General features: G+C 58.9%; 16 protein-coding genes. 4 read left to right on the top strand and 12 right to left on the bottom strand.

What is annotated here, in order from left to right; all coding sequences use genetic code 11:
* Nucleotides 1–11: 11 nt before the first annotated feature.
* The 8 genes from Q1Y74_RS00240 to Q1Y74_RS00205 all read right to left on the bottom strand — a co-directional run bounded on the left by Q1Y74_RS00240 (nucleotide 12) and on the right by Q1Y74_RS00205 (nucleotide 12,384).
* On the bottom strand, nucleotides 12–920 hold the full coding sequence (locus Q1Y74_RS00240; protein WP_300811681.1) for a metallophosphoesterase: 909 nt from the start codon (nucleotides 918–920) through the stop codon (nucleotides 12–14).
* Nucleotides 921–1,007: 87 nt separating this feature from the next.
* A complete protein-coding gene (locus tag Q1Y74_RS00235; protein WP_300811680.1) occupies nucleotides 1,008–2,807 on the bottom strand; it encodes a RagB/SusD family nutrient uptake outer membrane protein in 1,800 nt (599 codons plus the stop codon).
* A gap of 16 nt (nucleotides 2,808–2,823) precedes the next feature.
* Nucleotides 2,824–6,102 (bottom strand): TonB-dependent receptor, encoded by a 3,279-nt coding sequence (locus tag Q1Y74_RS00230; RefSeq protein WP_300811679.1) that lies wholly within the window; start codon nucleotides 6,100–6,102, stop codon nucleotides 2,824–2,826.
* A gap of 344 nt (nucleotides 6,103–6,446) precedes the next feature.
* Complete coding sequence (locus tag Q1Y74_RS00225; protein ID WP_300811678.1) at nucleotides 6,447–7,643, bottom strand: acetate kinase; 1,197 nt, start codon at nucleotides 7,641–7,643, stop codon at nucleotides 6,447–6,449.
* A gap of 30 nt (nucleotides 7,644–7,673) precedes the next feature.
* Entirely contained in the window at nucleotides 7,674–8,690 is a 1,017-nt protein-coding gene (gene pta / locus Q1Y74_RS00220) for a phosphate acetyltransferase (protein ID WP_300811677.1), read from the bottom strand.
* A 414-nt stretch (nucleotides 8,691–9,104) separates the two neighbouring features.
* Nucleotides 9,105–10,556: a hypothetical protein gene (locus Q1Y74_RS00215; protein WP_300811676.1), complete on the bottom strand. Its 1,452-nt coding sequence runs from the start codon at nucleotides 10,554–10,556 to the stop codon at nucleotides 9,105–9,107.
* Between the two features lie 84 nt (nucleotides 10,557–10,640).
* Nucleotides 10,641–11,435 (bottom strand): DUF4384 domain-containing protein, encoded by a 795-nt coding sequence (locus Q1Y74_RS00210; RefSeq protein WP_300811675.1) that lies wholly within the window; start codon nucleotides 11,433–11,435, stop codon nucleotides 10,641–10,643.
* A gap of 265 nt (nucleotides 11,436–11,700) precedes the next feature.
* Nucleotides 11,701–12,384: a hypothetical protein gene (locus tag Q1Y74_RS00205; protein WP_300811674.1), complete on the bottom strand. Its 684-nt coding sequence runs from the start codon at nucleotides 12,382–12,384 to the stop codon at nucleotides 11,701–11,703.
* 258 nt (nucleotides 12,385–12,642) lie between these two features.
* Here Q1Y74_RS00205 and Q1Y74_RS00200 point away from each other — a divergent pair, with 258 nt between their 5' ends.
* The 4 genes from Q1Y74_RS00200 to Q1Y74_RS00185 all read left to right on the top strand — a co-directional run bounded on the left by Q1Y74_RS00200 (nucleotide 12,643) and on the right by Q1Y74_RS00185 (nucleotide 16,014).
* The gene (locus Q1Y74_RS00200) at nucleotides 12,643–13,011 is read left to right on the top strand and encodes a CidA/LrgA family protein (protein ID WP_300811673.1); all 369 of its coding nucleotides are present in this window, start codon (nucleotides 12,643–12,645) and stop codon (nucleotides 13,009–13,011) included.
* Nucleotides 13,008–13,703, top strand: coding sequence for an LrgB family protein (locus tag Q1Y74_RS00195; RefSeq protein ID WP_300811672.1), 696 nt, complete (start codon nucleotides 13,008–13,010; stop codon nucleotides 13,701–13,703). Before Q1Y74_RS00200 ends, Q1Y74_RS00195 begins: the two co-directional genes overlap by 4 nt.
* 178 nt (nucleotides 13,704–13,881) lie before the next feature.
* A complete protein-coding gene (locus Q1Y74_RS00190; RefSeq protein ID WP_300811671.1) occupies nucleotides 13,882–14,799 on the top strand; it encodes a phosphatidylglycerol lysyltransferase domain-containing protein in 918 nt (305 codons plus the stop codon).
* A 192-nt stretch (nucleotides 14,800–14,991) separates the two neighbouring features.
* Nucleotides 14,992–16,014 (top strand): GNAT family N-acetyltransferase, encoded by a 1,023-nt coding sequence (locus Q1Y74_RS00185; protein WP_300811670.1) that lies wholly within the window; start codon nucleotides 14,992–14,994, stop codon nucleotides 16,012–16,014.
* Between the two features lie 13 nt (nucleotides 16,015–16,027).
* On the opposite strand, the gene cdaA is transcribed toward Q1Y74_RS00185, so the two are convergent.
* From cdaA to Q1Y74_RS00165, 4 genes are all read right to left on the bottom strand, one after another.
* A complete protein-coding gene (gene cdaA / locus Q1Y74_RS00180) occupies nucleotides 16,028–16,795 on the bottom strand; it encodes a diadenylate cyclase CdaA (protein WP_300811669.1) in 768 nt (255 codons plus the stop codon).
* A 188-nt stretch (nucleotides 16,796–16,983) separates the two neighbouring features.
* A complete protein-coding gene (gene folP / locus Q1Y74_RS00175; RefSeq protein WP_300811668.1) occupies nucleotides 16,984–17,841 on the bottom strand; it encodes a dihydropteroate synthase in 858 nt (285 codons plus the stop codon).
* A gap of 222 nt (nucleotides 17,842–18,063) precedes the next feature.
* Nucleotides 18,064–18,171, bottom strand: a complete 108-nt coding sequence (locus tag Q1Y74_RS00170; RefSeq protein ID WP_300811667.1) for a smalltalk protein — start codon at nucleotides 18,169–18,171, stop codon at nucleotides 18,064–18,066.
* A gap of 70 nt (nucleotides 18,172–18,241) precedes the next feature.
* Complete coding sequence (locus Q1Y74_RS00165; RefSeq protein WP_300811666.1) at nucleotides 18,242–18,727, bottom strand: HU family DNA-binding protein; 486 nt, start codon at nucleotides 18,725–18,727, stop codon at nucleotides 18,242–18,244.
* Nucleotides 18,728–19,288 lie beyond the last annotated feature (561 nt).

Below are 19,288 nucleotides of genomic sequence, written 5' to 3'. Positions count from 1 at the left end.
TTGTTTTCTGGTTATTTTCCGGGTACTTGCCATCCATAATCCACGTAGTCCCACGAAACGCGGTTGTTCTCGTCGACCTTGACCAGCAGGAAACCTTCCTGCGTAGTCAGGAAAGGTCCTTGCCACCAGAAGGCCGACACGGCTCCGGCTGTTACAAACCACAGGTCACGTTCCTGAATCTGTTCGTAAATGTGCTGGTGTCCCTGCAGGACGAGCTGCGTGTTGTGCTCTTTCAGCAAATCGACCACTGCCTTACTGTCGGCAATCATGTCCCAGGCCTTCATGGTGCCCTCCACTACCGGATAATACAACGACAGCATGGGCACGTGGAGCGAAACGATGACCGGCGTCTGCTTGCCCACCGTATCGAGGTCGGCCTTGAGCCAGGCCAGCTGCCCGGCTCCCACACCGTAAGGGGCTCCGTCGGACTGCGGATAGAGGCTGTTCAGGATGACAAAGTGAACGCCTTTCTGCGAGAACGAGCGGTGCGTGGGGCCGTAGTGCTTCTCGAACATGCCGAAGCCCAGCGTATCGGCCTTTCCTCCGGAAAGATAAAAGCGGTCGTGGTTGCCGATGGTGAAATAGGCCGGCAGGCCGGACTCCTTCACCAGCCTTGCAAAGCGGGCATGGAGGGTGTCGGCGGTAACTTCGGCATCGCCCAGGGCATCGGTATCGGCATTGTCGCCCCCAAAGATTACGAACTCGGCCCCGTTGTCGGCAGCCGCCTTCAGAGCCATTTGCAGGCCCTCGTTGCCGTTTCCGCTGTTATCCTTGTTCAGGTGTACGTCGGTGAGGTAGGCAAATGTCAGTCTGGTGGCCGGTCTTTCGTCCTGTGCCTGCCGTCCGGGCTGTGCGCAGGAGGCCATCAGTGCGGCCAGGCAGAAGGCGGCCGCTCCTTTCAGCAATTGTTTCTTTTCCATATCTTTTCTGTATTAAAAATGTTGCTTCATTGCAAGTAACTGTTCCGGAGGGCACGCGGCGCGCGGTGTCCGCCAGCCCTCCTTCTTTCACTCCCAGCCGAAGAGTTGCGGTCCCAGGTTAGGGTTCAGCTCCATCTCGTGATAAGGGATGGGACGGTAGTAGAACTTGGGCTCTTCAAAAGTGCCCATGTCCTTGATGGTCTGGATGACCCCGTGGTCGCCTTCGCTCAGGTAGACGGTGGCGTTCTGGTCGTCGATGGTTCCGGTCCGGTAGTACACCAGCTTTTCGCCCAGGGAGTTGGTCTCCTTGTCTTCTTCGGCAGGGATGGACTGCGAGGAAGGTATCAGATAAATATCCTCGACGCCGTCGCCCGTCAGGTCAAACTTGCCCAGACTGGGGAAGTACAGGCCCTCCGGTTCCTTTTCGAGCAGCTTGCCGGCATGCCAGCGCATGAGGTCGTCGAAGCGGAATCCTTCGAACACCAGTTCGACCCGGCGCTCGCGGCGGATTTCGAGCAGCGTCGACTCCACGCCGGGGAAGGCTGCCGCCATCACCGGATCGGCCGGCGGATTCATCAGCAGGTGGGGCATTCCTGCACGGTCGCGCAGCTGGTTCACGGTACGGTCGAGCACGTCCTGCGTCAGTTCGCCCAGCTCGGCCTTGGCCTCGGCATAAGTAAGCAGTACCTCGGCATAGCGGATGACGGGGAAGTCGATGCCTACGTAGTAGCTCTCTTCCTTGTTGTTGATGAAGCCCTTGATCTGATGGTATCCGGAGAAGTTCTTGTTGAACGTCTGCACGTAGATGCCGGCTCCCGTAGCGTAGGTCATGGTGTTGACCAGCTCCCAGCCCGGATAGGCCAGCGTCTGGTAGATGCGCGGGTCGCGGTCCTGGAACTCCTCGACGAACTGCTTGGTCTGGTAGCCGGGTTGCGAGGAATAGTACGAGCCGTCCTTCATCAGGTAAGCCTGCACCAAGTCTTTGGTCGGACAGGGAATGTAATTGCCGAACATGTAGGCCCAGAAGCCGTTCTCGGCCACGTCGTTCTCGTAGTAACACGCCTGTATCATTTCGGGATTGGTTGTCAGGTCGGGGCTGTTGAACAGGGTGGAATAGTCCTCGTAAGGTTTTCCGGTGTTATAAATCCGGAAACCGCCCTCCTCCATGATTTGCAAAGCGGCATCGGCTGCGATGCGCAGGTAGGTGTCGGCCGTAGACTGCAGGTTCAGCTCGTCGTGATACTTGCGGTACGTGCCTTCGTACAGGGCATGGCGGGCCATGGTAGCCAGCACAATCCATTTGTTGATGGCGCCCAGAGGCTCGTCGGCACGGACGTGCCCGGCAGCAAACTGGTAGTCTTCGAATATCTTGCCGACAACGAAGTCGCGCGGGTCGCGGGCCTTGTACAGGTCTGGGTCGTCGGTGGTGAGCACCTTGTCGTACCAGGGCACGTCGGAATAGGTCTTCACCTTGTCCATGTAGAAGGCGGCGCGGTAGTAACGGGCCACGCCCTGATAGTGTGCCAGGACGTCCTCGGTCACTTTGGCGCGTCCGCAGTTGGCCAGGAAGAAGTTGATGTCGTACAGGCGTTCCCAGTTCCAGCCGGCGTTGATGGTGACCGAGTTCGGGTTGGGCGACGTCATGATGTTCTTGATTTCTACGTTCGAGGTGGTGGCCACATCGTCGGTGCCCTCGTCGGAGTCGTAGCTGTAGCCCGGCGTGTTGACCAGACCGTAACAATACATCTGCAGGTCGCGTTCGGTGTTGAAGTAGGACTCCACACCGATTTCCGTATGGGGCTGCCGGTCCATAAACGAATCGTTGCACGAAGCAGCCAGCAGCAAGGTGGCCGAAAGGGCCACGGAAGGTATAATCAGATTTCTCATTGTCGTTTGTTGGTTTTTAGAATGTTACGTTGAGTCCGCAAGAGAGCTGGCGGTTGAAGGGATACACGTAGCCGAAAGAGGACGTATCGGTGATGGCCTCGGGGTCGAAGTAAGGTTTCACCCCGCTCCATTCGCACAGGTTGTCGGCACTGACAAAGACACGCACCCGGCTGAGCCGCGCCTTGCGCACCCACTCTTGCGGCAGCGTATAGCCGACGGTGATGTTCTTCACGCGCAGGTAAGCGCCGTTCAGCATGTAGCCCGTCTGGGGGATGGCCAGACCCATTGCCTGGTCGATGCGGGTTCCCAGGTTCTTGTCGGCCAGCCACGACTGCAGGATGGGGTATCTGGCATCGAGGTTCTGGTTGGCCAGTCCGGCGGCGATGTACGACTGCGAGTGCTTGCCCATGTCGACCTCGCTGTCCGTCGCAGGGCGGTAGAAGTCGAAGGTATGCAGCTGGCCGCCGCTGTAAGGTTGCTGGTAGAAGCCCCAGTACAGGTAGCTCTGCGGGTAGAAGTCGCGCTTGCCGATGCCCTGCAGGAAGACGGCCACGTCGATTCCGTTCCATTCGGCACTCAGGTTCAGGCCGAAGCGGAAGCGGGGTGACGAGTTGCCGATGACGCTCAGGTCGCCCGGGTCGTCGACCGTCACAGAGCCTTTGGTGATGCGGTGGTCGCCGTCCAGGTCTTTGTATTTGGGCCAGCCCTCCACAATCTCAAGGGCGCCCCAGGGGATGATTTCGGTCTCGTCCAGGGCAGCGATTTCGTCCTTGCTGCGGAAGAGGCCGTCGCTCTGCAAGCCCCAGATTTCGCCTATTTCCTGTCCTTCGTAATACTGCGTCAGGTTGCGGGTGGGATTGTCGAACTTGGTAATCCACGTGCGGCTGTCCGACAGGATGAAGCGGGCCGCCCAGTCCAGCGGTTTTCCGGCCAGGCGGAACTCGTCCTGATAGCCGATGCTCAGCTCCCAGCCGCGTGTCTTCAGGTTGGCGGCGTTCTCCTGCGGCTCTTCCTTGCCCAGCACGCCGGGCAGCTCGCGGCCCATGGTAAGCATGCCCTGGGTGTCGCGGCGGTAGAGGTCGAACGAAGCCGTCAGCCTGTTGTCCAGGAAGCCCAGGTCGATGCCGCCATTGACGGTGCGCACTTCCTCCCAGGTGTAGGCCGACGAAACCAGGTCGGGCGAGGTGACCGTCTGTTGCAGCTCGCCGTCGATGATGTAACTGCCCAGCTGCGAACTCATATAGGGGATGTAGCCGTATTCGCTCACCAGCTGATTGCCCAACGAGCCGTAGGAGGCGCGCAGCTTGAGCTGGGAGAAGACGTCGCGCAGCCCGTCGAAGAACGACTCGCTGTCCACCCTCCAGGCCACCGAGCCCGAGGGGAAGAAGCCGAAGCGCTTGTTACTGGGGAAACGCGACGTACCGTCGTAGCGGCCGTTCAGCTCGAAGATGTAGCGGTTGTCGTACGAATAGTTGGCACGGAAGAAGCAGCCACGGATGGCCCAGTCGCGATAGGTCTGGCCGACGTATTGGGTGCCGGAAGCCAGCCCGATGGAAGGCAGGGCGGTGGAGATGATGTCGTAGCGCTCGGAGTGGAAGTTGTCGGAGCGGCTGTACTCCTGGTTGAAGCCCAGGATGGCGGTCACCTGATGGCGGTCGCGGAACAGCTTGCTGAAGGTGCCATACACCTCGAACACCGTGTACAGGTCGTCAGTGCTTTCCTTCCAGGCACGGCTCTCGCCCTGCTCGCGGATGTCGTCCGGGCCGTAGCCTATCTGATAGGGCGTCTTGTACCAGTCGTACTCCTGGTGCCCCTTCATGAAGGTGAAGTTGGCGTTGATGACCAGCATGCGCTTCCAGAAGTTCAGCTCGCCCGAGAAAGTGCTCTGAAGGCGTCCGTAGGTATCCTTCTCCTGGCCGCCGTCCACCAGCTGCGCCAAAGCCGTACCCAGCTCGCCGCTGGCCCAGGAGCCGTCGGGGTTGCGGTCCATGTCGTGCGGTTCGAGGTCGAAGAACACGCCCATGTCATAATAGCTCGGCTTCTTGCGCTCGGTCACCACGTAAGAGGTGTTGTTCGACAGGGTCAGCCACTCCCACACGTCATAGCTCACCTTGCTGCGCATGCTGTAACGGCGGTACTTGTCGTTGTCCACAATGCCCGAGAAGATGCCGTTCTCGTCGTCGTAGCCGCCCGACAGATAGAAGCGCGTCTTCTCCGTACGGCCCGACACCGAGACCTGATGCGTCTGGGTGAAGGTGTTGCGGTTCAGGAAGTAGTCGGTCCAGTCGCGGTTGCCCATGTACTCCCACTGGGTCTCGTCCAGCGGGTTCAGGCGCACCGAGGGGGTGCCGTCGGGGTTGTCCGAACGCTGGCGCGCCCATTCGAGGCGCTCGTCGCTGGTGACGTGTCCCGAGCTCCAGGGAGTGTTGAGCACGGCAATGTTCTTCAGCTTCAGGTAAATGTAGGGGTCGGAAGTCTTCTCGGTCAGCGTCGAGGGCCGCTTCCAGGCGAAGTTGCCGTTGTAATCGACCTGTATGCGGTCGCTGCTGCCCTGCTTGGTGGTAATCAGGATGACACCGAAAGCGGCACGCGCGCCGTAGATGGCGGCCGAGGAGGCGTCCTTCAGGACCGAGAGGCTCTCGATGTCCTCGGGCAAGAGGCGGTTCATCTCCTCCACGTCGGCCGACACGCCGTCAATCAGAATCAGCGGGCTGCCGCCGTTGATGGAGGCCTCGCCACGGATGTTGATGTTGGCCGACTTGCCCGGCTCGCCGCTGGTGAAGTCGATGTTCAGGTTGGGAATCATGCCCTGCAGGCCCCGCGACAGGTCGGCTATGGGGCGCTTCTCCAGTTCCTTGGCGCCTATCTGGTCTACCGAACCGGACAGGTTCACCTTCTTCTGGATGCCGTAGCCCACGACGACGACCTCGTCCAGCGCGGCGGCGTCTTCTTCGAGCACCACCTTCAGACTCTTCTGCCCGGCCACGGACACCACCTTGGTGGCAAAGCCCACGAAGCTGACTTCCAGCGAAGCCTCGGACGAGACGGACAAGGAAAACTCGCCGTCAAGGTTGGTCACCGTGCCGTTGCCCGTGGCACGCTCGCGCACCGTGGCGCCCGGAAGGGGCTCGCCCGTGGCGTCGGCCACACGGCCGCTCACCAATATTTTTACACGGACCTGGTCCACCGCTGCCGACGGATGCCCGCCGCTTGCAGCCACTGCCGGCAGACAGCAGACAAACAGTCCCGCGGCGGCAAGGCATAACATACATCTCTCTAATAATTTCCGTTTCATAATCGTTGTTTTAATTCGGCGGCAAAATAAGGAACTGGCTGTTACGGCAGCATTACACACGCTTCACAAACCATTTGCAGACACACTGCATTTCGATTACACGGAAACCGGAGCCACGCCCCCGCTGCGGAGGACGACGGCGGAACGGCGCGGACCATGCAAGCACGGTGCGCGGACCATGCAGGCTCGGTGCGCGGACCATGCAGGCACGGCGCCCGCACCATGCAGGCACGGCCCGCACCGCTTCAGGCGGGGCGGAAGGCACCGCACCGACAAAAAAAGGCGAAGGACGCCCTGCACGTGCAGGAACGCCCTTCGCCCTCAATATCGTATCCGGCGGACGGTTACTGGTTCAGAATGTCCATGGTGTCCGAGGCAATCATCAGCTCCTCGTCGGTGGGGATGACTACGACCTTCACCGGGGAGTCGTCGGTGGAGATGACCTTCTCCTCGCCGCGCACCTTGTTCTTCTCGGGGTCGAGCTTCACGCCCATGAACTCCAGTCCGGCACAGGCACCCCAGCGGGCCGTGGCCTGGTTCTCGCCCACACCGCCGGTGAAGACGATGATGTCCACGCCACCCAGTGCGGCGGCGTATGCGCCGATGTATTTCTTGATGCGGTAGAAGTACATGTTCTCGGCCAGGCGCGCCTTGGGGTCGCCGGCTGCGACGGCGTTCTCCAGGTCGCGCATGTCGCTCGACTTGCCGAAGATGCCCATCACGCCGCTCTTCTTGTTGAGCAGGTTGGAGATGCCCTGTGCGTCGAGACCCTCCTTCTCCATGATGAAGCTGACGGCGCCGGCGTCGATGTCGCCGCTGCGTGTGCCCATCATGAGGCCCTCAAGCGGGGTGAGGCCCATGCTGGTGTCCACACACTTGCCGTCCTTGATGGCAGTGATGGAGCCGCCGTTGCCGATGTGGCAGGTGATGATGCGCTGTCCTTCGGGTTTCACGCCCAGGAACTCGCATACACGCTGCGAAACGTAGCGGTGGGAAGTTCCGTGGAAGCCGTAGCGGCGCACGCCGTACTTCTCGTACAGCTCGTAGGGGACGGCGTACATGTAGGCGTAGTCGGGCATGGTCTGGTGGAAGGCGGTGTCGAACACGCCAATCTGCGGCACGTTGGGCAGGATGGCTTCGATGGCATGCACGCCTTTCAGGTTGGCGGGGTTGTGCAGGGGTGCCAGGTCGTTGCAGGCCGTGAAGGCGTCGAGCACCTCCTTGGTGAGCAGTACCGACTTGCTGAACTTCTCGCCTCCGTGTACCATGCGGTGGCCTACGGCGTTGATTTCGTCGAGCGACTTGATGGCTCCGTACTCGGGGCTGGTCAGCGTGTTGAGGATGAACTCCACGCCTACGGTGTGTTCGGGGATGTTTTTCTCCAGAATCTTCTTTTCGCCGCTGGGCAAGGTCAGCTTGAGGAACGAACCAGGCAGGCCGATTTTCTCGATGCCGCCCTGAGCGATGACCGACTTGCTGTCCATGTCGAACAGCTTATACTTGATGGAAGAACTTCCGCAGTTCAATACTAAGATTTTCATGACTATTCAGATTTGGGGGTTATTCTTTGTTTATTTCTGTTCTTTGGCGGCGATGGCCTGGTTGGCGGTGATGGCAATCATGCGGTAGACGTCCTCAATGGAGCATCCGCGGGAGAGGTCGTTCACCGGGCGTGCGATACCCTGGAGAATGGGGCCTACGGCGTCGGCGTGTCCCAGACGCTGAACCAGCTTGTAGGAAATGTTGCCCACTTCGAGGCTGGGCACTACGAGCACGTTGGCATGTCCGGCGATGGACGAACCCGGAGCTTTGCTGGCGCCTACCTTGGGAACCAGTGCGGCGTCGGCCTGCAGTTCGCCGTCGATGGCGATGTCCGGTGCCATTTCCTTGGCAATCTTCAGGGCTTCAACCACCTTGTCCACCACTTCGTGCTTGGCGGAGCCTTTGGTTGAGAAGCTCAGCAGGGCCACCTTGGGGTCGAGTCCGGCCACGGCACTGGCGGTGCGGGCGGTGCAGACGGCAATCTGGGCCAGCTGGGCTGCATCGGGCACGGGAGTCACGGCCACGTCGCCCATCACCAGGATGCCGTTCTTGCCGTACTCGGGCGCATGGGTGAGCAGCAGCATGGCGCCTGAGACGCAGGTGATGCCCGGAGCGGTCTTGATAATCTGCAAAGCGGGACGCAGCACGTCGCCGGTGGTGTTGCGTGCGCCGGCCAGCTGTCCGTCGGCATCGCCGTTCTTGATAATCAGACAGCCCAGGTAGAGCGGGTCGAGCACCAGCTTGCGGGCCTCTTCGATAGTCATACCTTTCTTCTTGCGCAGCTCGCAGAGCAGTTGTGCGTATTCCTCCATCTTCGGATGGTTCTGGGGGTCGATAATCGTAGCTTTACCGATGTTACCCAAGCCCCATTCCTTGGCACAAGCCTCGATTTCGGCAGGATTTCCGAGAAGAATCAAATCGGCTACACCGTCTGTCAGGATTTGATTGGCAGCTTTCAGAGTACGCTCTTCCGTACCTTCGGGAAGAACGATGCGTTGGCGGTTCGCTTTGGCGCGCTCAACAATTTCATTGATTAAACTTTGCATGATATTTTAAGTTGTGTATATGGATTACGGCAGAATGTGTTTATTCACGCCGCAAAAGTACACAATTTTGCTATATCTACATTGCAATTCGTCCTCCTTTTTAAGGGGCTCCTCTTCAAATATTGTAATATTTAACATTGGGGAATGGGACAATGGGGGAATGCGGGAATGTGCAAATGGCCTTGCGGTGCGGAAACATGGGCCACAGATGGCACAGATGGAAACAGATGGGCACAGACTTTCATTTTTCTGTCTGCGTGAATCTGCGACAATCTGCGTTTCAACAACCATGACCATTCAAAAAAAAACAATCTGTGCAACCCGTGGCTGAACAAATCGTCGCCACAGATTACACAGATTGAACCACGCATGGATAATGCCGCCACGCCGTAAGGCCGTCAGCTCATTGGCACGTTACCGAATAATCTCCGGCGACACATTCTTGTACTGGTCCATGCAAGCGCCGATGGGGGCACCGATGTAGGTGGGGTCGCAGATGAGATACTTGCGGCCGTCGTCCAGCACCACATAGTCGCCCGCGATGTCCTCGGTGAAGCAGACTGCCGAGGCGATGTGGTTGGGATAATCGAGCAGGATGGCGTCCAGGCCCAGCAGTTCCTTGACCAGCGTGGAGTAGAGCATGGCGCGGTCCTCGCAGTCGCAGAAGGGGTAGTAGAAAGTCTCGTCGGGGAAGTTGGGCTTTTCGTAGCCGAACTGCTCGCCGTCGGTCTTGTAGTCGAAGGCCGTCTGCACGAAGTGGAGCAGCAGGTTGGCGGCGTCCTTCTGCGACTTGCCGGCCACGGCTGCGCGCAGGGCGGGATAGATGGACTCGGCCAGTTCCTCGCTCATGGGGGTCTTGTAGTGGGTGATGACGTCGCACTGCGGATAGTCGTGGTAGAAGTCAATCAGGTTTTTGTTCACCACGGCCTGCACCTTCAGCTGGCCGTTGGCAGAGACCAGTTCGCGCGTATAGTCCTGCATGTCAAACCCGGGCATGCCGCTGATGTCGAGGCTCACCAGGTTGCGGGCGTCGGCAAAGTTCTTGCGGTAGGTGTAGATGCCCATCGAGCCGTTGGGGGCAGGCTCGAAGACGTAGTAACGGTCGCCGTCCATCGTCAGGTAAGGAGTGGCATAGATGGTGGAGTTGGTGGCCACAAGCAGCTTCAGGCGGTCGTCAATCTTGGCCAGCCGTGCCTTGTAGCCCGACTTGTTCAGCAGGAACATCTGCAGGAAGGCCACTTCGTCGGGGCGTCCCTGTCCGTAAAGCTCAATGCCCAGCTGCTTGATGAAGAGCAGGTAGGCCCAGTCGCTCAGCCGCTTCTCCTGCTTGATGGTGAGGCAGTCCTTCAGCAACTGTTCGTAGTCCTTGTTGCAGACGTCCTTCCAGGCGTCGGCCACGTCAGACTCCTTGTTGCCCTCGAGCGAGAGCATGTCCACCGCATCCGAAGCGACCTCGAACGTGGTGCCGTAGAACAGGACGGGTATCCGTCTGACGGGCTTGCCGGTGGGCTTCACTTCGGGCACCTCAACCTTGACGGGCACAAAAGGCCTGGCTTCGGGCACCTTCACCTTGCCGGGCTTGACGGCCACGGGCGGCAGGGCCGGCTTGGTCTTGTCGAACTCTACGGGCTGGGGCGGTTCGGGCCGTACAGGAGCAGGGATGGGCGCAAAGGCATCGTACTTCTTCCATGCCTCGCGCAGGAAGGTCTCGAAGTCGGCATCGGCCTTGTTCTTGAACTCGTCAAATTCCTGCAACTGCTGTTTCTTGAACTCTTCAAACTCCTTCTCAATGTCTTGCGCATGCACGGGCGCTGCCAGGCCCACGGCCAAGGCACAAGCCCCTATCAGGTGTTTCGTGATTTTCATAATGGCCTCCTGTTCTCCGCCCACTGCCGGCACAAGGCGCCGCAGGGAACGGCTATCGGGTTGAATCGGATTGACAAAACAGATTTATTTGATAAGCACCATGTCGTAAAAGGCGCAACGCTTGTCGCTGGGGATGGAATAGACCCACTTCAGCACGTTCTGGTAGGTCACCTCCTCGGTATAGGGGATGTTCTCCTTGGTGGCTACCATCATCATGTTGATTTTCTCGCTTTCGGCGCCGCGCTTCTCCATGCGGTAGTCCACGGCGTTGCTGAAGGGGATGTTATACTCCTTTTCGGCGGCAAGCAGGTTGTTTCCCTCGTAGTCGTTGGGATAGAGCAGCGCCCCGCCCGTGCTGTCGAACCAGAAGAACTTCAGGTAGGAGTCCGTTCCGTGTACCTTCAGCTTGCAGGTGAAGACGTCGCCTTCCTTATATAAGGTGGAAATGCCCTTCACCTCGATGGCATACTCCTTGTCCACCACCTGTTCCTTCTGTACGAGGGCATCGATGGTGACCACCTTGTACAGGCTGCGCGAGTCCACGTCCCAGATTTCCTCCACTTTCTTGTTCGTGACATTCACCATGCCGCCGATGGCCAGCACGTTCATCTGCGAATAGGCCTCGGTGAACTCCGTCCCGCTCTCCTGGGATATTTGTCCGAATACGGACCAGACATTCTCCATGACTCCCGCCTTGCGCAGCGCCTCTTTCTTGGCCTCCATGAAGGCACGCTCCTCGGCCTCCTTCAGGGTCGTGTTGTCGTTCACCTGCCAACGTCCCTGCGCGCCCTTCACTTTCACCTCTTTCTGGGCGTACAGGGGAGAGGCGGCCAGACACGTCATCAAAAATATCCAGCCTATCAGTTTACTCCAATTCATCCGGTAAAAAATTTTAGTTCCGCAAGCGGCATTCCACAACAGGAAAAGGGGGAAACAGCAGTGCCGCAAGAGCGACATGCGCCCGCGTCACCTGTTCCCCGCAGCCTTGCCTGCCGCAAACGGGCTTGCGAAAAATTAAAAAAACAACAAATCTAAGTTTACAAACAAGTAAGAATAGGCCGAGAGGTGTGCCGCGACCCGGAATCCCGTTCCGCCTTTGTACGGACTGCCGTCCGTCACGGCACACACCCCGGCAGAGCCGTCATCAATAGCCCAGCTTGTCCAGTTCCTTGGCCAGCTCTTCAGACTTGGCGGCCAGTTCCTTGCGGATGGCACCGATGGCAGCTTCGTTGGCGGCCTGTGCGCTGTAGCCCAGTGTCACCATGACTTCCACGTTCTTGTTTTCCAGCGTTCTGTACACTTCCACCAGGGGAATGGTGCGGCCCAGCGTGGCAGAAATCACGCTCTTGCTGGATGCCACCACGCTGGAGAGGCTGGCAGCCTCTTCCTGGCCCATGTCGTCGTTGGCCACCTTGGCCTCAATCAGCTGCGAAACCTTGGTCTGAATCTGTCCGGCCAGGTCAATCTTGGCAGCGTTCGTAGCCTGCAGGGCAGCCGAAGACTGGTTGCCGCCCACGGCTCTGGAAGAAGCGATGTACCAGTAGGGATTACCGTCGGTAGTCAGCTCGGCCTGCTTTTCCCAGGCGTTCTCCAGCTGCTTGTCCAGCGGCAGCTTGCCCACGGGAGTTCTGAAACCTTCCTTGGCCAGTTTCTTGGCTTCCTTGCGGGCAGCCTTGATGGCTTTTTTCTGAATCTCCTTATCGAGGACCTTTTCCTGTTTCTTCAAATCCTTGTACTCATCACCCGTCGCTTTTTCTTGTGCACAGACGTTCGTGGCAAACAGCATGCAGAATGCTGCAAACATACTGACTAACAATTCCTTTTTCATATCTTTCCAATTTTAAAGGTTAGTATACCATAAATAGTTTTATATGTGTACGTGCCGCAAATGTATACAATTATTTCCAATATCCTCCCTGCGCACCTCTTTTTTTTTAGAAAACACGCCGATTGGTCCTTTTTCCCCAGCCGGCAAAGAGGAGCGGCGGGCTTTCATTTTTTGGCACGCACCGCAACAACCTATGTGGAGAATGACTAACTTTGCGGCCGTTTTTCAACAACCACTTCAACATTTAAATATAGCGTTATGATCCGTCAATGTGCCATCCTCTTCGGATGCCTGGCCTTGGGCGAGCTGATAGTCTGGCTGACCGGCATCAAGCTGCCGTCCAGCATCATCGGGATGCTGCTGCTCACCCTCTTCCTGAAACTGGGTTGGATAAAGCTGCAATGGGTGCAGGGCATGTCCGACTTTCTGGTTGCCAATCTGGGATTCTTCTTCGTGCCGCCCGGCGTGGCGCTGATGCTCTACTTCGACGTCATCGCCGCCGAGTTCTGGCCCATCGTGGTGGCCACGCTGGTCAGCACCGCCCTGGTGCTGGTCGCTACAGGCTGGGTACACCAGCTGCTGCACCGTTATTTCCATCGTCGTCCCCTAACCCGCAAAGAGAAATGAACTTCCTTGAGAACAACTTTTTCCTGCTGGCCGTCACCTTCGGCGTGTTCTTCCTGTCCAAGATGCTCCAGAAGAAGACCGGCATCATGCTGCTCAACCCCATTCTGATAACCATCGCCGTGCTCATCGTCTTCCTGAAGATGGCGCACATCGAATACTCCACCTACAACGAGGCGGGCCACCTCATCGAGTTCTGGCTGAAGCCCGCCGTCGTGGCCCTGGGCGTGCCCCTCTACCTGCAGCTGGAGACCATCAAGAAGCAGATTCTGCCCATCGTGCTCTCCCAGCTGGCCGGGTGCGTGGTGGGCGTGGTGTCCGTGGTGCTCATTGCCAAGCTGATGGGCGCCTCCAACGAGATTATCTACTCGCTGGCGCCCAAGTCCGTCACCACCCCCATCGCCATGGAGGTGGCCAAGTCGCTGGGCGGCATCCCCTCGCTGACGGCGGCCGTCGTGGTGTGCGTGGGCCTGCTGGGCGGCATCCTGGGCTTCCGCATGATGCGGCTGACGGGCGTGCAGAGCCCCATGGCGCAGGGCCTCTCGATGGGAGCCGCCGCACACGCCGTGGGCACCTCGGCCGCGATGGACGTCAGCCGCAAGTATGGCGCCTTCGCCAGCCTGGCCCTGACGCTGAACGGCATCTTCACCGCCCTGTTCACCCCGACGCTGCTGCGGCTGCTGGGGCTGCTGTGAATTCAGAGTTCTGATTTTCCTTACGGGCGGCGTAGATGGACCACAGATGACGCAGATTCGGACGGATGACCGCAGATTTTTTATTTCTTTCTGTGCGGATTTGCGTCATCTGTGGTCCATTGTCCCCCCTCCGCAGGGCAACTCAAAAACTTAAAAACTAACAAACTTAAAAACTCAAATGATCCCTTTCAAAGACATCACCCTCGAGGACAAAGCCCTCATCACCTCGTACACCCTCGGCAGTCCGCGCCGCAACTGCGACCTCTCCTTCTCCAACCTGTGCAGCTGGCGTTTCCTCTACAACACGCAGTTTGCCGTGATGGACGGCTTCCTGCTGCTGAAGTTCTGGGCCGCGGGCGAGCTGGTCTACATGATGCCCATCGGCCGGGGCGACCTGCGCCACGTGCTCGACGCCCTCATCGACGACGCCCACCGCGAGGGCCAGCCCTTCTGCCTGCTGGGCATCTGCGAGGGCATGTGCCAGGAGCTGGAGGAACTGATGCCCGGACGTTTCCAGTTCACCGCCGACCGCGACTACGCCGACTACCTGTACCTGCGCACCGAACTGGCCACGCTGGCGGGCAAGAAGCTGCAGCCCAAGCGCAACCACGTGAACAAGTTCAAGCGCACCTACCCCGACTACGAGTACGCCCCCATCACGCCCGACCGCATCGGCGAATGCCTGACGCTGGAGGCTGAGTGGTGCCGCGCCAACAACTGCGACCAGCACGAAGGCACCGGCAACGAACGGCGCGCCCTGGTTTACGCTCTGGAGCATTTCGACGAACTGGGACTGACGGGCGGCATCCTGCACGCCGGGGGACGCATCGTGGCCTTCACCTTCGGGATGCCCATCAACGGCGACACCTTCGGCGTACACGTGGAGAAGGCCGACACCCGCATCGAGGGCGCCTACGCCATGATTAACTACGAGTTTGCCAACCACGTCCCCCCGCAGTACGTCTACCTGAACCGCGAGGAAGACCTGGGCATCGAGGGCCTGCGCCGTGCCAAGCTCTCCTACCAGCCCGCCATCCTGCTGGAGAAGTTCACGGCCTGCCTGCGCGAGGAGCCGGTGGAGCCAATCAAGTGGTAAGTCGTTGATTTCCGATTTCAGATTGTCTTGCGGCATTGGAGAATGGCACACAGATGACGCAGATACGACAGATAACCGCAAATCATTATTTTTTCTCTGCATAAATCCGCGACAATCTGCGTTTCATAACCATAAAAACTCCGTGAAACTCCGTGTCCGCTGTGGTGAAAACCTGTAAACTAAATAACTAAAATGAAAGACCAAGTAAAAAAGCTCTGGCGCCTGTGCTTCAACGACAGCGAAGAATTTACGGAACTCTACTTCCGCCTGCGCTACACGGACGACATCAACGCAGCCATCTGGAGCGGCGACGAACTCATTGCCGCCCTGCAGATGATTCCCTATCCCCTGACCTTCTGCGGACAGACGGTCAGGACGGCCTACATCTCGGGCGCCTGCACCCACCCCGACTTCCGCAACCGCGGGGTGATGGGCGAACTGCTGGCCGAGAGTTTTGCCCGCATGCACCGCAACCGGGTATCCTTCGCCACCCTGATACCCGCCGAACCGTGGCTCTTCGGCTACTACGCCCGCACGGGCTTCGCGCCCGTCTTCGGCCTGTGCCGACAGACGTTTGTCCCCACCTCCTGCCCCGCCCTGCCCCCGGACACCTGCGTGGAGACCGCGGACGGCTTCAGCGAGGAAGCCTCCACCTATTTATATAGAAAGCAGCAGGAACGCCCCTGCTGCGTGCTCCACACGGCAGACGACCTGAAGGTGGTGGAAGCCGACCTGCAACTCTCCGGCGGAAAGGTCTTTGCACTGAAGGCCGACGGCAGGACGGCGGCGCTGGCCGTGGCCTACCCCGAGGCCGGCGAACGCTGGACCGTAGGCGAGGTGGTGGCCGACAGCCCGCAGGCGCAGGCCGACCTGCTCGACAGCCTCTGCCACACGGTGCAGGCCTCCGAACTGACCCTGCTGCTTCCTCCCTCCGAAGGAGACGGGAGCGAAGTACGCCCCCTGGGCATGGCCCGCATTGTCGACGTGCGCGACGTGCTCCACCTCTACGCCGCCGCCCACCCCGAAGCCGAGCTCAACCTGGAAGTGACCGACAACCAGCTGGCCGCCAACAACGGCTACTACTACCTGAACAACGGCAAGTGCATGGAGAGCGACCGGCGCCTGCCCGGCAGACACCTGTCGCTCTCCATCGGCGAACTGACGCAGCTGCTGCTTGAGCCCGCCCGCCCGTACATGAGCCTGATGCTGAACTGAGGCCCCTCGCCGGCTACCCTTCCTGCGTCAGCAGGCTTTCCAGCTCCTCGGCCGTGAGCCGCAGGTGGAACTGGCCCTTGTAGGCCACGGAAATGGCGCCCGTCTCTTCGGAGACGATGATGGCGTGCGCGTCGGACACCTGCGAGATGCCCATCGCCGCCCGGTGGCGCAGGCCCAGCTCCTTGGGGATGTCCAGGTTGTGGGACACGGGCAGGATGCAGCCCGCCGCCTCGATGCGCTTCTTGCTGATGACCATGGCCCCGTCGTGCAGGGGGCTGTTCTTGAAGAAGATGTTCTCTATGAGCCGCTGGTTGATGTTGGCGTCTATCACCTCGCCCGTGCGCACCACGTCGTCCAGCGGCATGTCGTGCTCCATCACAATCAGCGCCCCCACCTTCTGCTTGCCCATGCTGATGCACGCCATCACGATGGGCATGATATCCTCGTGCTGGAGGCCCTTCTTCTTGTCGCCGCCCGTGAAGAAGCGCACCAGCGCGCTGGCGTGCTGGTGCGAGCCCAGCGTGAGCAGGAAGCGGCGTATCTCCTCCTGGAACAGGATGATGAGCGCCAGCACGCCCACACTGACCAGCTTGTCGAAGATGGAGCCCAGCAGTTTCATCTCCAACACCTGCGAGACGATGACCCAAATCAGGATGAACACCAGGATGCCCGTGAACACGTTGATGGACCCCGACGCCTTCATCAGCTTGTACGTATAGTAGAGCAGGAAGGCCACCAACAGTATGTCTATAAAGTCTTTTAAACCAAATTCCAGAAACACGGCGATTTAAGTTTTTGAGTTTGTTAGTTTTTAAGTTTTTGAGTTGCCCTGCGGAGGGGGGGGGGGGGACGATGGACCACAGATGACACAGACCATACAGATTTACACAGATTATTTATTTTCTGCGTCCATCTGCGTTAATCCGCGTTCCATCAACCATTTATCATTAACCATTAACCATTAACCATTTACCATTTACCATTCATCTGCACCTCCCGCACAATCCTCACCGTCTCCACCGCCTCCTTCACGTCGTGTACGCGCAGGATGTCCGCCCCCTTCATCAGGCAGAGCGTGTCCAGCACGGTGGTGCCGTTGAGCGACTCCTGCGGCGTGATGCCCAGCAGGCGGAAAATCATCGACTTGCGCGACACGCCCGCCAGCAGGGGCAGCCCGAAGACACGGAACTCCTCCAGGTGGGCCAGCAGCCGGTAGTTGTGCTCCAGCGTCTTGCCGAACCCGAAGCCGGGGTCCAGGATGATGTCCTTCACACCCAGGTCGCGCAGCTGCTGCACCTTGCGCGCGAAGTAGAGGAACACCTCCCTGAGCAGGTTGTCGTAGCGGGGCTCCTGCTGCATGTTCTGCGGCGTGCCCTGCATGTGCATCATCACGTAGGGCACGTTTAGCTGCGCCACGGTGCGGAACATGTCCGCGTCCATCTCGCCCGTCGAGATGTCGTTGACGACGGCCACGCCGTACTCCTCGACGCACATCCGCGCCACGTCCGCCCGGAACGTGTCTACGGACAGCACCGCGTCGGGCACCGTGCGGCGCACCACCTCCAGCCCCCGGCGCAGGCGTTCCATTTCCTCCTGCACCGGCACGTCCGCCGCGCCGGGACGCGACGAGTAGGCGCCCACGTCTATCATCGCTCCGCCCTCGGCCACAATCTGCTCCGCGCGGCGCGCTATCGCCTCCTCGGTCTGCACGCGGCTCCCGGCGTAGAAGGAGTCCGGCGTCAGGTTCAGGATGCCCATCACCCGCGGCGTGGAGAGGTCCATCAGGCTTCCGCCCACATTGATGTATCTGTTTTTCAGCTCGTTCATAAACAGTCATTGTTCGTTTCAACCATTGCCTGCAAAAGTAGGAAAAAATTCTCAAGCATCGCTCACTCACCCGCCGAGTTTTTCTGATTTCAGGTTGCCGTGCGGCACGGGTACGGGGTTTGTGCAGGCCGCCGGCACATTCCCGCATGAGCACACGAATCCCACATTGGCCCATGAAAAAAAGGGGCCCGCTGCCGGTGCCCCTTTCCCCTGTGCCCGCCCCTATGCGAGGGGCGGCATGGCATTTCCTCCGATGATGCCCGCAATGGCCGAGGCCACTGCGATGATTACCTTCAGGATAATGTCCCAGGTCGATTTTCTGGTTGCCATCTTTGAACCTCCTTTCGTGTTTTCAGGTTGTGTAGTTGTGTTGTGTGTGTGCACGTGTCCGTGCGATGCGTCATCCTATCGGATTGTCATCCTCGTCCTCCGAGCCGCCTCCCGGGGTCTGTCCGCCGCCGGCCGAGGGCGTATTGCCGCCCTTCCAGGGCACGCAGCGCACGCCCGTCAGCAGCGAGCGGGTGGCCACGGTGCCGTCCTGGTTGCGCTTGGACGAAGGCGTGAAGTGTACGCGCAGGGCCGCCTGTGTGGGCGTCACCTCGTCGGCCGTGGCCGCGCCCTTGCCGCGCGAGCGCATGGCGAGGCGGAAGGAGCCCAGGCCGTCCAGCACCACGATTTCCGAAGCCTGCAGGTGGGTGGTCATCACCGTCACCAGGTTGTCGATGGTGTTCTTCACGTCGCCCGTGGTGAGCGAGGAGTAGGCCGCCACTTCGCGGGCCAGTTGGTCGGTGTCCACGTTGCCCGTATAGACGGCGCGCGGGTGGAACAGTCGCTGCCCTTCTTCAGTGGGCAGTACGGATTGGATGGTTTTGTAAATCAGTGCCATAATGCTTAAAGTTTTCAGATTGTTAATAATTCGTGTTCGTCGTTTGTGTCTTAAGCTTAATCACATGACAAAGATACGGCGGGAAAGGCATCCGGCCAAACGTTTTCAGCAAAAGCGTTCAACAGGTTGTTTTCAGGTTGAAAATTAGCGGGTGGTGGCCGGATGGACCACAGATGACACAGAGGGAACAGATTGGCACAGATTATTTTTTTCTGTGTGAATCTGTGTGAATCTGTGTTTGATGGATGGACCACAGATGACACAGACCATACAGATTGGCACAGATTATTTTTTTCTGCGTGAATCTGTGTGAATCTGTGTTTGATGGATGGACCACAGATGACACAGACCATACAGATTGGCACAGATTATTATTTTTCTGTGTAAATCTGTGTGAATCTGTGTTTGATGGATGGACCACAGATGACACAGAGGGAACAGATTGGCACAGATTATTTTTTTCTGCGTGAATCTGTGTGAATCTGTGTTTTTACGCTCCATCGCAGATTATTGTTTTTCTGCGTGAATCTGCGTTAATCCGCGTTTCATCCCCTACTAACC

Source organism: uncultured Bacteroides sp., from assembly GCF_949298305.1.
Classification (GTDB): Bacteria; Bacteroidota; Bacteroidia; order Bacteroidales; family Bacteroidaceae; genus Bacteroides.
This window is presented reverse-complemented; position numbering and strand designations above follow the sequence as displayed.